At 65.4% G+C, this 12,689-nt stretch carries 12 protein-coding genes; 6 read left to right on the forward strand and 6 right to left on the reverse strand.

Annotation, left to right across the window (positions count from 1 at the left end):
• On the reverse strand, positions 1-1,033 hold a 1,033-nt coding region (locus A5697_RS03665), incomplete at its 3' end, for a salicylate synthase (RefSeq protein WP_068008081.1).
• A gap of 433 nt (positions 1,034-1,466) precedes the next feature.
• On the opposite strand from A5697_RS03665, the gene A5697_RS03670 reads away from it, so the two are divergent.
• The 3 genes from A5697_RS03670 (at position 1,467) to A5697_RS03680 (ending at position 4,646) form a co-directional block, all read left to right on the forward strand.
• Positions 1,467-1,679, forward strand: coding sequence for a hypothetical protein (locus A5697_RS03670; protein ID WP_067203288.1), 213 nt, complete (start codon positions 1,467-1,469; stop codon positions 1,677-1,679).
• A 289-nt stretch (positions 1,680-1,968) separates the two neighbouring features.
• Complete coding sequence (locus A5697_RS03675; RefSeq protein WP_068008084.1) at positions 1,969-3,204, forward strand: sodium-dependent bicarbonate transport family permease; 1,236 nt, start codon at positions 1,969-1,971, stop codon at positions 3,202-3,204.
• A 224-nt stretch (positions 3,205-3,428) separates the two neighbouring features.
• Positions 3,429-4,646 carry a sodium-dependent bicarbonate transport family permease gene (locus A5697_RS03680; RefSeq protein ID WP_067942889.1) on the forward strand — a complete coding sequence of 406 codons (1,218 nt, stop codon included), beginning with the start codon at positions 3,429-3,431 and terminating at the stop codon, positions 4,644-4,646.
• A 3-nt stretch (positions 4,647-4,649) separates the two neighbouring features.
• Here A5697_RS03680 and hemW read toward each other — a convergent pair whose 3' ends face one another.
• Positions 4,650-5,822 carry a radical SAM family heme chaperone HemW gene (gene hemW / locus A5697_RS03685; RefSeq protein WP_068008087.1) on the reverse strand — a complete coding sequence of 391 codons (1,173 nt, stop codon included), beginning with the start codon at positions 5,820-5,822 and terminating at the stop codon, positions 4,650-4,652.
• Here hemW and A5697_RS28700 point away from each other — a divergent pair.
• The 3 genes from A5697_RS28700 to A5697_RS03695 all read left to right on the forward strand — a co-directional run bounded on the left by A5697_RS28700 (position 5,821) and on the right by A5697_RS03695 (position 8,600).
• Complete coding sequence (locus A5697_RS28700) at positions 5,821-6,084, forward strand: Ms4527A family Cys-rich leader peptide (RefSeq protein ID WP_369806053.1); 264 nt, start codon at positions 5,821-5,823, stop codon at positions 6,082-6,084. The genes hemW and A5697_RS28700 overlap by 2 nt on opposite strands.
• Before the next feature lie 108 nt (positions 6,085-6,192).
• On the forward strand, positions 6,193-7,860 hold the full coding sequence (locus A5697_RS03690; RefSeq protein WP_068008090.1) for a nitrite/sulfite reductase: 1,668 nt from the start codon (positions 6,193-6,195) through the stop codon (positions 7,858-7,860).
• Positions 7,857-8,600: a phosphoadenylyl-sulfate reductase gene (locus A5697_RS03695; RefSeq protein WP_067942894.1), complete on the forward strand. Its 744-nt coding sequence runs from the start codon at positions 7,857-7,859 to the stop codon at positions 8,598-8,600. Before A5697_RS03690 ends, A5697_RS03695 begins: the two co-directional genes overlap by 4 nt.
• Before the next feature lie 12 nt (positions 8,601-8,612).
• Here the strand turns inward: A5697_RS03695 and A5697_RS03700 are convergent, their stop codons facing one another.
• The 4 genes from A5697_RS03700 to A5697_RS03715 are packed head-to-tail and all read right to left on the reverse strand — an operon-like array spanning position 8,613 to position 12,446.
• A complete protein-coding gene (locus A5697_RS03700; RefSeq protein ID WP_067942896.1) occupies positions 8,613-9,707 on the reverse strand; it encodes a sulfate/molybdate ABC transporter ATP-binding protein in 1,095 nt (364 codons plus the stop codon).
• A 20-nt stretch (positions 9,708-9,727) separates the two neighbouring features.
• Positions 9,728-10,540 carry a sulfate ABC transporter permease subunit CysW gene (cysW, locus tag A5697_RS03705; RefSeq protein ID WP_068008093.1) on the reverse strand — a complete coding sequence of 271 codons (813 nt, stop codon included), beginning with the start codon at positions 10,538-10,540 and terminating at the stop codon, positions 9,728-9,730.
• Positions 10,537-11,418 carry a sulfate ABC transporter permease subunit CysT gene (gene cysT, locus A5697_RS03710; protein ID WP_068008096.1) on the reverse strand — a complete coding sequence of 294 codons (882 nt, stop codon included), beginning with the start codon at positions 11,416-11,418 and terminating at the stop codon, positions 10,537-10,539. Before cysT ends, cysW begins: the two co-directional genes overlap by 4 nt.
• Positions 11,415-12,446 carry a sulfate ABC transporter substrate-binding protein gene (locus A5697_RS03715; RefSeq protein ID WP_067942902.1) on the reverse strand — a complete coding sequence of 344 codons (1,032 nt, stop codon included), beginning with the start codon at positions 12,444-12,446 and terminating at the stop codon, positions 11,415-11,417. Before A5697_RS03715 ends, cysT begins: the two co-directional genes overlap by 4 nt.
• Positions 12,447-12,689 lie beyond the last annotated feature (243 nt).

A 12,689-nucleotide genomic window follows, 5' to 3' on the forward strand; every position in this document is an offset into this window, starting at 1 on the left:
GACCTAGCCGCCCGCTGACCGTGGAGCCAAGGTGCTGCACGCTGCCACGTTCCCGGACCGTCATGAAGTCGGTGACCACCGCACTGCCGGGTTCGGCGATCTCGGCCATCTCCTGCAACGAGCTTCGCACCGAAATCGCATGCTCGACAATCTCTTTGGAGTTCGATTCCAGGTCGTCGCGGGCCTGTTGGTCGCGGGCCAGACCACGACCCAGCGCCCGCGTACCTGCCAGCGGCTCGGTCACCACGATGCCGTCGTCATGGACAGCCGCGACAAGTTCGGGGCTGTAGCCGACGGCGCGAATTCCCCCCAGCCGCAACAAGAACGATCGCACCGGGGTGTTGTGTCGACGACCCAGCCGGTAGGTGGACGGAAAATCCAGCCGGAAAGGTACCTCTAGACAACGAGACAGGATCACCTTGTGGTAGCGGCCCGCCACAATCTCACCGACGGCCGACGCCACCCGATCGCGGTACCCAGACGGGTCAGCGATGACGTCGACGGCGCGGGCCTGCCGCGCCTCGGGCACGCCGTCGCCCAGCAATCCGAGGACCGCGTCACGATGCGCCGCGGTCGCGCCCCACAGCTGGACCGACTCCCGGTTCACCACGATGCGAGTGCGGGGCCAGAACACGCGGGCCAGCGGGGTTCTTGGCGCCAGCCGCTGCTGCAAACCGTAGCGGTAGACGCCGAACTCGAAGGCGATCCAGCCGAAGAGTTGGTCGGTTTCGAGCAACAGCCTGTCGACGGCCTCGCCCAGCACCGACCCGGGCCGCCCCGACCACCGCTGCCGCTGAACCACGCCGTCGCGGATGACGCGCACCTCGTCGCTGTCCAGCTCGACCATCGCGCGCACACCGCTGGCCAGCACCCATTGACCGCCGCGCTCGTAGAGCAGATATTCCTCGCCGACTTGTTCGGGGAGCAACGCGGCCAGCTCGGCGGCCAGGTCGGCCGGGTCGACGTGCGCGGGAAGGGGGATCGGCGATGACGTGGAGCCGGCGGAACTCGTCTGAACGCTGACCTCGGTCACGGTTAGTAAATGTAGCCTAACCTATCTAGCCGCGCGCAACCGCTCCCCGCGCTCCCCGGCAAATCCGGCCGGCCCGCTAAATCTCGCTGCGAGTCGAAGCACCAGCCACCCCGATGGCGGCGCTGCGCTCAACACCGTGGCTGTCGGGCCGGTCGCCGTTCCCGCAGGTAAAGAGGCGGGGCAGAGCAGGAGTCGCCGGCGCCGCGCACCCACCGGTGCACCTCGACACCCCCAAGACACCCCGAACGTTTCCCCACTGTTTACGTTGTGACGCCACATCGACCGGCCACGGTGACGTGACTTCTCTTAAGATCGAGTCGATCCGTGCAAACCGGCTAGCCCGGGATTCAGTTAGGCGCGGGCGAGCTTCATCGCAGTAGGTAAAGGAGTGGCGCGTGAACTCCTATCTGGACGACTGTTCGCGAGCGACGCCATGTTCGTGATCCGGCTCGCGAACGGCGAAGAGGTCCAGGGCGGCGAGAGTGACGAACTCGAAATCAACCAGGAGACCGGCGTGCTCACGGTTTCACGCGTTGACGGTTTCGAGAAAATCACCACCCATTACTCACCAATGGCATGGCTGTCGGTGACACACCGCCAGAAGGGCGTCGGGGTCCGGCCGTCGGTTATTTCGTCGGCGCGTTGATTCTGAGCTGACCCCACAGCAAATACACAGCACTTTCCCACCAAATTCACGCCTGCCAAACCGACGGCGCGCGTTCGACAACTGGCCAGCCATAGGCTTCTGAGCAGCGGTTTCTCCGCGCACCGGTTCGTCCACAGCGCTGCGACACGCTCGTACTACATGCTTTGCATTCGAGTGGCGGTTTGACACCCACGGGGATAGGTTTTGCTCGGTCGTCGGGATGTTCGTGGTGGCTCCGCTTGCGGACGGTGCTTTCCCTGATCACCGCACTCATCGAGGGAGGCATCGAATGCTGCAAGAGTTCTGGCAGAACTTCACCCATAACCTGTTCAAGCCGCTCCTGCTGTTCTTCTACTTCGGTTTCCTCATCCCGATCCTGAAGGTGCGCTTCGAATTTCCCTATGTGATCTACCAGGGCCTGACCATGTATCTGCTGCTGGCCATCGGCTGGCACGGCGGTGAAGAGCTCGCCAAGATCAGCGCCGGCAGCGTCGGTGGGATCGTGGGCTTCATGGTGTTGGGCTTCGTGCTCAACTTCGTGATCGGCGGGATCGCCTACCTGCTGCTGAATTGGCTGACCTCCCTTCGAAGAATCGACCGGGCGACGGTCGCCGGGTATTACGGATCGGACTCGGCGGGGACGTTCGCCACCTGCGTGGCCGTCCTGACCGCCATCGGCATGGCGTTCAACGCCTACATGCCGGTCATGTTGGCGGTCATGGAGATTCCGGGTTGCCTGGTGGCGTTGTACTTCGTGGCGCGACTTCGCCACCGCGGCATGGACGAGGCGGGCAACATGATCGACGAGCCGGGCTACGTCGCGCCGGTGAGGGTCGGCGTCGGGCCCGGCACCGCGGCCCAGCCCCCGCACGGCCAGAGCCTCGAGGCCGAGCTCGAGCGCGGGATCGAGCAGGAGCTCGAATTTTCCCTGGAAAAGCTCGACCATCCGGACTGGGAGCCCGACCAGAGCCCGACCCGCAGGGGCAGCAAGCGGGTGCCGATCTTCTCGCGGGAGCTCTTTCAGGAGGTTTTCCTCAACCCCGGGCTCGTCCTGCTGATGGGAGGCATCATCATCGGCCTGGTCAGCGGGCTGCAGGGGCAGAAGGTGGTCGCCGACGACGACAAGTTCTTCGTCATGGCGTTCCAGGGCGTGCTCTGTTTGTTCTTGCTCGAGATGGGCATGACGGCGTCGCGGAAGTTGAAGGATTTGCGAACGGCCGGCCCAGGTTTCATCCTCTTCGGGCTGCTGGCGCCGAACCTCTTTGCGCCGCTTGGCATCCTGGTCGCCCACATCTACTCCTCGCTCGCCCACGTCGATTTCAAGCCGGGAACCTATGTGCTTTTCGCGGTGCTCTGCGGTGCGGCGTCGTATATCGCCGTCCCGGCGGTCCAGCGGCTGGCGATACCGGAGGCCAGTCCCACCCTGCCGTTGGCCGCATCGCTCGGTTTGACGTTCTCCTACAACGTGACGATTGGGATCCCGCTTTACATCGAGGTCAATCGGCTGATCGGCCACTGGTTCTAGTTACGCTCGACCGGCCGGCCCTGGCACCGGCGAATAGTGGTGAGCGACAGTTCCTTTGACCGGCCGGGCGGGACCTGGGTCGACGCCCGAACCAGCTGATGTTAATTGTTCGTAAAGACGGTTGGGTGGGCTCGCCGAAGCGCGTGGGTTTCCACTAAGTTCGTGGGCGCCGCGAGTCGCGTGCTGCCGGCCGCTGCGCCGGACTGCGTCGCCAGGAGGCGCCCATGCTCTACGAGTTGTGGCAGAACTTCATCCACAATCTCTTCAAGCCACTGTTGCTGTTCTTCTATTTCGGGTTCCTCATCCCGATTCTGAAGGTGCGGTTCGAGTTTCCATACGTGATCTACCAGGGCCTGACCATGTACCTGCTGGTGGCCATCGGCTGGCAGGGTGGCGAGGAGCTCGCCAAAGTCAAACCGGCCGACATCGACAACATCGCGGGGTTCGTAGCGCTGGGCTTCGTGCTGAATTTCGTGATCGGTGCACTCACCTACTTGTTGCTGCGCTATCTGACCCGGCTGCGGCGGGTCGATAGGGCGACGGTTGCCGGCTACTACGGATCGGACTCAGCCGGCACGTTCGCCACCTGCGTGGCCGTACTGACCAGCGTCGGGATCGCCTTCGACGCCTACATGCCGGTCCTGCTGGCGTTCATGGAGATTCCCGGCTGCCTGGTGGCGCTGTACCTGGTGGCCCGACTGCGGCACCGGGGGATGGACGACTCCGGCTACCTGCCCGACGAACACGGCTACACGGCTGCCGTCAGGGTCGGACCGGGTGCGGCCGCCCAAGCAGAAGGCGTCGACGACCGACTCGAGCGCGGAATCGAGCAAGAGCTGGAGTTATCGCTGGAAAAGCGCGAACATCCCGAGCGGGACGGGGGCACCCCGCAGCGCAGGAATGCCCCGTTGTTCTCGCGCGCGATTTTGCAGGAAGTGTTCCTCAACCCCGGACTCATCCTGCTCGTCGGCGGCATCGCCATCGGTTTCATCGGTGCGCTGCAGGGCCAGAAGGTTGTGCACGACCAGAACGAGCTGTTCGTCGCGGCGTTTCAGGGTGTGCTCTGCCTGTTCCTGCTCGAAATGGGCATGACGGCGTCCCGCAAGTTACGGGATCTCAAACTGGCCGGCAGCGGGTTCATCGTCTTCGGCTTGTTGGCGCCCAATGTCTTTGCGACACTCGGCATTCTGGGCGCCTACTGCTACGCCAACCTCACCGATACACACTTTCAGCCAGGTACCTATGTGCTGTTCGCCGTGCTGTGCGGCTCGGCGTCCTACATCACGCTGCCCGCGGTGCAGCGGCTGGGTATCCCCGAGGCGAGCCCGACCTTGCCGCTGGCCGCCGCGCTGGGCCTGACATTCTCCTACACCGTCACCATCGGGATTCCGCTCTACATCGAAATCAATCACGCAGTCGCGCACTGGTTCCCAAGCAGCTGAGCACTACCCGAGGACGGCGCGCACCACTGCATCGGCCAGCAGCCGACCGCGCGGCGTGAGGACGAATCGATCGACGTCGGAGACCAGCAATCCGTCCGCGACCGCCCCTTCGGCGCGCTCGAGTTCGGCGGGGCTCAGCACATCACGCGGAAGACCATGCCGCAGGCGCGTTTTCAACAGCACGTCTTCGGTGTGCAGGGCGTCGGCGTCCAGTCGCTCGAAACCTCCCACCGGCAGTCTGGGAGCGGCCAGCATCTCCGCGTAGGCGTTGGGGTGCTTCACATTCCACCACCGGGTGGCACCGACGTAGCCATGGGCTCCGGGCCCCGCACCCCACCACTGGCCACCGTCCCAATAGCCGAGGTTGTGGCGGCATTCGCCGCCGGGCCGCGACCAGTTGGACACTTCGTACCAGGCCATTCCGGCCTCGGACAACCGGGCATCGACCAGCTCGTAACGGTGCGCGAGCACGTCGTCGTCCGGAGCCGCCAGCTCGCCACGCCGGACGCGCCGGGCCAGCGCGGTGCCCTCCTCGACGACCAGCGCGTAGGCCGACACGTGGTCGACGCCGGTCTCGATCGCCGTGTCCACCGAACGCAGCAGATCGTCGTCGGACTCCCCCGGCGTTCCATAGATCAGATCCAGGCTGACGTGCTCGAAGCCCGCCTCCAACGCTTCGCGCGCGGCGGCGGCCGATCGGTTGGGGGTGTGAATGCGGTCGAGGACTCCCAGCACCCTGGGTGACACCGACTGCATGCCGAGCGACACCCGCGTGTAACCGGCCGCGCGGATGGCGTCGAAGAAGTCCGGCCAGGCCGACTCTGGGTTGGCCTCCGTGGTGATCTCGGCGTCCGGCGCCAGCGCGAAATGCTCACGCACCATGTCCAGCACCGCCGCCACGCGCGCGCCGCCCAGCAGTGACGGCGTACCTCCCCCGACGAACACCGTGTTCACGGTCGGTTGGGAAAGCCGCTCGGCGGCCAGCTTCAACTCGGTCCGCAGCGCAGCCAACCAGGCGTCGGGGTTCACACCGCCCAACTCGGCGGGCGTGTAGGTGTTGAAATCGCAGTAGCCGCAACGCGTTATGCAGAACGGGACGTGGATGTACACCCCGAACGGCCGCCCGGGGACGGGCTGCAGTTCGGGCAGCTCGGCCGTTTCCTCGCGAAGTGCCATGCCAAATGATCCCACGGTGGGCGGTACCCGGCCGCGGCGTCGATCCCGCACTCGACGCTTTCCTGGGTTTTCTCACCGGGACGGCCAGCTTAATCCGAATTGCGCTCACCGTGAGCGGATATTTGACCTGGTGGCACGGCCCCCCGATGGGGCATGGCACAATGGACGCGTGACCGTCGCTCAGCCCAGCCTTCGCATTGCGCTCGTGGCGCGGCGGCACATTGATCTCAAGCGTGTTTGCAGCTGTTGCTGTCTCCCTTGATGTCGTAGACCCGCCCACCTGTACGTCCAGCTGGCATCGGATCTGCGCCGCCGATACCACCGGTGAGCTGCGCCTCTATGCCTGCGATGTCGAGAAGGAGTCCTCCGAATGACCACAGCCCGACAGGCAAAACCTCGTAACGAGGGCCAGTGGGCGCTGGGAGACCGGGAACCACTCAATCCCAACGAAGAGATGAAGCGCGCCGGCGCCCCCCTCGAGGTGCGCGAACGCATCGAGAACGTCTACGCCCAGTCCGGGTTCGACAGCATCGACAAGAGCGACCTGCGCGGGCGCTTCCGCTGGTGGGGCCTCTACACCCAGCGCGAACAGGGTTACGACGGCACCTTCACCGGCGACGAGAACGCCGATCTGCTCGAAGCCAAGTACTTCATGATGCGGGTGCGCTGCGACGGCGGCGCGCTCTCGGCCGCCGCGCTGCGCACGGTCGGCCAGATCTCGACCGAGTTCGGCCGCGACACCGCGGACATCTCCGATCGCCAGAACGTGCAGATGCACTGGATCGAGGTCGAAAACGTCCCCGAAATCTGGCGGCGGCTCGCCGCCGTCGGGCTGCAGACCGCCGAGGCGTGCGGCGACTGCCCGCGCGTCATCCTGGGTTCGCCGCTGGCCGGCGAATCGCTCGATGAGGTGATCGACCCGACCTGGGCGATCGACGAGATCGTGCGCCGCTACATCGGCCAGCCGGATTTCGCCGACCTGCCGCGCAAGTACAAGACGGCGATCTCGGGCCTGCAGGACGTCGCGCACGAGATCAACGACATCGCCTTCATCGGTGTCAACCATCCCGAGCACGGGCCCGGGCTGGACCTGTGGGTCGGCGGCGGCCTGTCGACCAACCCGATGCTGGCCCAGCGGGTCGGCGCCTGGGTGCCGCTGGACGAGGTGCCCGAGGTGTGGGAGGCCGTGACGTCGATCTTCCGCGATTACGGCTACCGGCGCCTGCGGTCCAAGGCCCGGTTGAAGTTCTTGATCAAGGACTGGGGCATAGCCAAGTTCCGTGAAGTTCTCGAAACCGAGTACCTCAAGCGGCCGCTGATCGACGGCCCGGCCCCAGAGCCGCTCAAGCATCCGATCGACCACATCGGGGTGCAACGGCTCAAGAACGGGCTCAACGCCGTCGGGGCGGCTCCGATCGCCGGACGGGTCTCGGGGACCATCCTGTCGGCTGTGGCCGACCTGATGGACCGGGCCGGCTCGGACCGGATCCGGTTCACTCCGTACCAGAAGCTGGTCATCCTCGACGTAGCCGACGACAAGCTCGACGATGTGCTCGCGGGCCTGGAGGCGCTCGGGTTGCAAACCAAACCGTCCCAGTGGCGCCGCAATCTAATGGCCTGCACGGGGATCGAATACTGCAAGTTGTCGTTCGCCGAAACCCGGGGCAAGGCCCAGGCCTTGGTGCCCGAGCTGGAACGCCGGCTCGAGGACCTCAACTCCGTGCTCGACGTACCGGTCACCGTCAACATCAACGGTTGTCCGAACTCGTGCGCGCGGATTCAGGTGGCCGACATCGGCTTCAAGGGTCAGATGGTCGATGACGGCCATGGGGGCTCCGTCGAGGGTTTTCAGGTGCACCTGGGCGGCAGCCTCGGGCTGGACAGCGGATTCGGGCGAAAGCTGCGTCAGCACAAGGTCACCAGTGACGAGTTGGGCGACTATATCGACCGGGTGGTACGCAACTTCATCAAAAACCGCAGTGCGGGAGAACGGTTCGCGCAGTGGGCTATTCGGGCAGATGAGGACGATTTGAGATGAGTGAACGGGCAACGAAACGGACCGAAGCCGAACTGCGGGAGCTGGCGGCGCGCGGCGCCACGGAGCTCGAGGGCGCCAGCGCGAGGGAGGTGTTGCTGTGGACCGATAAGCATTTCGGCGGCATCAACGGGCCCCGCGGCTGGGCCACCTGCAACTACGTGTTGACCTCCAGCATGCAGGAGGCCGTGCTGATCGATCTGGCTTCCAAGGTTCGGCCGGGTGTCCCGGTGGTTTTCCTGGACACCGGCTACCACTTCGCCGAAACCATCGGAACGCGGGACGCGGTCGAGTCGGTCTACGACATCCACGTTCTCAACATCACCCCCGAGCAGACGGTGGCCGAGCAGGACCAGCTGATGGGAAAGAACCTCTTCGGGCGCGACCCGGGCGAATGCTGCCGGTTGCGCAAGGTCGTGCCGCTGCGCCGGGCCCTGAGCGGATACTCCGCCTGGGTGACCGGGTTACGCCGGAGCGAAGCGAAGACCCGCGCCAACGCCCCGGTGATCGGCTTCGACGAGGGCTTCAAGCTGGTGAAGATCAACCCCTTGGCGACGTGGACCGACGAGGACATGCAGAACTACATCGACGAGCACGGCGTACTGGTCAATCCGCTTGTCTACGACGGCTATCCGTCGATCGGCTGCGCTCCGTGCACGGCCAAGCCGCTCGCGGGCGCCGACCCGCGCAGCGGGCGCTGGCAGGGGCTGTCGAAAACCGAGTGCGGGCTGCACGCCTCGTAACGGAGCCGGGCCTTACGCCGACGTCAGCGTGGCTTGATCTTCGCCGGCGCCGGCGGGGCGGCCGTCGCCGTTGTCCGTCGTGTTGACGGCAAGCGATGGAATTCGGGTCGCCCGCACGTAGACGGTGTCCCCCTCGCGTAGGGCCAGGGCTTCGGCGTCGCCGCGGGTGATCTGGGCGGTGAACGCGCCACCGGTGGCGGCGCTGGTCAACTCCACCCGCACCTCGAAGCCGAGCACGACCACGCGGTCGACGCTGGCGCGCACCACCCCGATCGACTCTGCGGTGCCATCGCCGCCCGCGATGGCCATTTCGGGGTTGCGACCCACCCGGATATCGTGCGGGCGAACCAGATTGCCGTTCAGTGTGGAGACCGCCCCGAGGAACGACATCACGAAGGCGCTCGCCGGTGCGTCATAGACCTCGGTCGGCGATCCCACCTGTTCGATACGACCGTGGTTCAGCACGGCAATGCGGTCGGCGACGTCCAGCGCCTCCGCCTGGTCATGGGTGACCAGGACAGTGGTCACGTGCACCTCGTCATGGAGGCGCCGCAACCACGCGCGCAGGTCCTCGCGCACCTTGGCGTCCAGCGCGCCGAACGGCTCGTCGAGCAGCAGCACCTGCGGGTCGACCGCCAGCGCCCGCGCGAGCGCCATCCGCTGTCGTTGACCGCCGGAGAGCTGATTGGGATAACGGTTCTGAAACCCGGTCAGCCCCACCACTTCCAACAGATTGTCGACCTTGGCCTTGATCTCCGCCTTGGGGCGCTTGCGAATCTTCAGGCCGTAGGCGACGTTGTCGCGAACGGTCAGGTGCTTGAACGCGGCGTAGTGCTGGAATACGAATCCGATACCCCGCCGCTGCGGCGGCACCCGCGTGACGTCGTGCCCGTTGATGGTGATCGTCCCGCTGTCGGGCTGATCGAGCCCGGCGATGGCCCGCAACAGGGTCGACTTGCCGGAACCGCTGGGGCCCAACAGTGCCGTCAGCGAGCCGGAGGGCACCACGAAGTCCACGTTGTCCAGGGCCACGAAGTCGCCGTAGCGCTTGTTGGCATTGCGCACGACGATGGCTTGGTCGGCGGACCGGCTGGCGTTTTCTGTCATATTCGAATCCCCATGTCAGGCTACCTGGCCGCTCTCGCCCGGCGGATGTCCAAAATCACTTGGAAGATCAGGACCAACACCGCGACGCCCATCAACAACGTCGACAGCGCGTAGGCGCCGTACTCGGCACCACGGTTGTACCGATCCGAGACCAGCAAGGTCAGGGTTTGCGACTTCCCCGGGAGGTTCGACGACACGATGATGACCGCGCCGTATTCGCCTAGGGTGCGGGCGACGGTCAGCACGATGCCGTAGGTCAGACCCCACCGGATCGAGGGGAGGGTGATCCGCCAAAAGGTCTGCCACCAGCCCGATCCCAGGGTCGCCGCCGCCTCCTCCTGGTCGGTCCCCAGTTCGTGCAGGACCGGTTCCACCTCGCGCACGACGAACGGCAGGGTGACGAAGATGCTGGCAAGGACGATGCCGGGCAAACCGAAGATGATCTTGAACCCGAGGTCCTTTTCGACGAAGCCGAATGCGCCGGCCGAGCCCCACAACAGGATCAGCGCAACGCCGACGATGACCGGCGACACGGCGAAAGGCAGGTCGATGACCGCCTGCAGCACACCCTTGCCACGAAACCTATTGCGGGCGAGCACCAAAGCGGTGGGAATGCCGAAAACCACGTTCAGCGGCACCACTATGGCGACCACCAGCAAGGTCAGGTTCAGCGCCGAGATCGCCGCGGGAGTGCTCACCCAGTCGAAGAACTGGCCGAAGCCCGGCCGAAACGTCCGCCACAGGATCAGGGCAACCGGAACGACCAGCAAGACGAAAAGGTATGCAAGCCCGACGAAGCGGATCAGGTATCGAACCCTGGACGATGACGTCACGCCGCCAACTCCTGACGCTTGGCGGCGCGGCCGCCCACGATCCGCAGAATGAACAGCACCACAAACGAAATCGACAGCAAGACGATGGATATCGCGGCGGCACCGGTGCGGTCGTCGTTCTCGATGAGGGTGCGTATCCACTGCGACGACACTTCGGTCTTGCCCGGAACCGCGCCACCGATCAGGACCACCGACCCGAACTCGCCGATCGCTCGTGAGAAGGCGAGGCCCGCGCCGGACAGCAGGGAGGGCGTCAACGACGGCAGCACGACCGAGGTGAAAACCTTTGCGCCGCTTGCACCCAACGACGCGGCCGCCTCTTCGGTCTCGCGATCGATTTCCAGCAGCACCGGCTGCACGGCGCGCACCACGAACGGCAACGTGACGAAGGCCAGCGCCACGGCCACGCCCCACGCCGTGTGCTGCAGGTGCAGGCCCACCGGGCTGTTGTTGCCGTAGAGCGCCAGCATCACCAAGCTGGCGACGATGGTGGGCAGCGCGAACGGCAGGTCGATGATCGCGTCGACGAGCCGCTTGCCGACGAAGTCGTCCCGCACCAGCATCCAGGCGATGACCAGGCCGAACACCAAATTCACCAAGGTGACCCCGGCGGAGATGGTCAGGGTCACCCGGAACGACTCCAACGCGGCGTTCGACGTCACCGCCAACCAGAAGGCGTGCAAGCCACCGCCGGCGGCCTGCCACGCGATGGCCGCCAGCGGCAACAGCACGATCACCGAAAGCCACAGCGTTGCCACTCCCACCCGCAGCGACGTGGTAGCCGACCAGCGAGAACGCCCGGGATTCGCTTGGCGGTGCCCGGCGTCACCGGCCGGGTGACCGAGCTCGGGCGGGCCGGGCGTGATCGCGGTCGTCATCCGGTGGCCTGCGTGTAGATCTTGGTGATGCTGCCGGTGGTCTTGTCGAACAGCTGCGGGTCCACCGCGCTCCACCCACCGAGGTCGGCAATCGTCCACAGTTTCGTCGGCGCCGGAAACTGATCACGGAATTCGGCGGCAATGGCCGGGTCGACCGGCCGAAAGCCGGCCTGCCCCCACACCTTCTGCGCCGTGGCCGTGTACTGAAAGTTCTTGAAGGCGACCGCGGCGTCCAGGTGCGGGCTGGTGGTTACCACCGCAACCGGATTGTCGATTTTGAAAGTCTGCGGCGGGTTGATGTGCTCAACCGGTTTGCCTGCACGCTCGGTGGCGATCGCCTCGTTCTCGTAACTGATCAACACATCCCCGCTGCCCTGAACGAAAACATCGGTGGCCTCCCTCCCCGAACCGGGCCGCAACTTGACGTGTTCGTGCACCAGCTTGCTGATGAAGTCGACGCCGGCCTGGGTGTTGCCGCCGCCTTCGCTCTTGACGGCGTACGGTGCGAGCAAATTCCACTTGGCCGACCCCGAGCTCAGCGGGCTGGGCGTGATGACCTCCACTCCCGGGCGCAGCAGGTCGTCCCAGTCTTTGATGTTTTTCGGGTTGCCTTTACGCACCACCAGGGTCACCACCGATCCGAACGGAATTCCCTTGGTGGCGTCGGTATTCCAGTCTTTGGACACCTTGCCGGCCTTCACCAATCGCGTGATGTCCGGTTCGACCGAGAAGTTCACCACGTCGGCCGGCTTGCCGTCGACTACTCCGCGCGACTGGTCGCCCGAGGCGCCGTAGGAGGTGATCACCTGAATGCCCTTGCCCTCCTCGGCGGCATTGAAGGCGGGGATGACCTTGCTCCAGCCGGGTTCTGGGACCGAATAGGCCACCAGCGTGATGCTGGTGCGCGCGTTGGTTGGGCCGCCCCCGCCCACGACGTCACTGGCGCCGCCACTACATCCCGAGATGACTGCGACGATGAGGGCGAGGGCACTCACCGGCCGCCAGCGCGAAACGATGTCGTGGAGCATTCGGGCCTTCCGGTACGGGGACTTGGGTGATAGCGGTCCCGTTGCTGCGGAAAGGCGCCTAAACGACTAGGAGGCCTGACGAACCCCATACCAGACCGCACACGGGATTGGCGGTCAGCGACAACAGTGCACGAAGACATGGCGTTCCACGACACCGGATGTCACGTGCATGGCGGGAAGCCTAACAGGAATCGGCAGGCCCGCCACCGCTCGCGTCGCCATGCCGGCGCGCGGCGCGAAGTC

Origin of the sequence: Mycobacterium sp. E3251 (genome assembly GCF_001666835.1) — a bacterium.
In the GTDB taxonomy this organism is placed as follows: Bacteria; Actinomycetota; Actinomycetes; order Mycobacteriales; family Mycobacteriaceae; genus Mycobacterium.

Excerpts from the sequence above, each read along its gene's own strand:
- A5697_RS03670 (WP_067203288.1), top strand. The coding sequence starts at position 1,467 with ATGTTCGTGATCCGGCTCGCGAACGGCGAAGAGGTCCAGGGCGGCGAG.
- A5697_RS03675 (WP_068008084.1), top strand. The coding sequence starts at position 1,969 with ATGCTGCAAGAGTTCTGGCAGAACTTCACCCATAACCTGTTCAAGCCG.
- A5697_RS03680 (WP_067942889.1), top strand. The coding sequence starts at position 3,429 with ATGCTCTACGAGTTGTGGCAGAACTTCATCCACAATCTCTTCAAGCCA.
- A5697_RS28700 (WP_369806053.1), top strand. The coding sequence starts at position 5,821 with ATGCCAAATGATCCCACGGTGGGCGGTACCCGGCCGCGGCGTCGATCC.
- hemW (WP_068008087.1), bottom strand. The coding sequence starts at position 5,822 with ATGGCACTTCGCGAGGAAACGGCCGAGCTGCCCGAACTGCAGCCCGTC.
- A5697_RS03690 (WP_068008090.1), top strand. The coding sequence starts at position 6,193 with ATGACCACAGCCCGACAGGCAAAACCTCGTAACGAGGGCCAGTGGGCG.
- A5697_RS03695 (WP_067942894.1), top strand. The coding sequence starts at position 7,857 with ATGAGTGAACGGGCAACGAAACGGACCGAAGCCGAACTGCGGGAGCTG.
- A5697_RS03700 (WP_067942896.1), bottom strand. The coding sequence starts at position 9,707 with ATGACAGAAAACGCCAGCCGGTCCGCCGACCAAGCCATCGTCGTGCGC.
- cysT (WP_068008096.1), bottom strand. The coding sequence starts at position 11,418 with ATGACGACCGCGATCACGCCCGGCCCGCCCGAGCTCGGTCACCCGGCC.
- A5697_RS03715 (WP_067942902.1), bottom strand. The coding sequence starts at position 12,446 with ATGCTCCACGACATCGTTTCGCGCTGGCGGCCGGTGAGTGCCCTCGCC.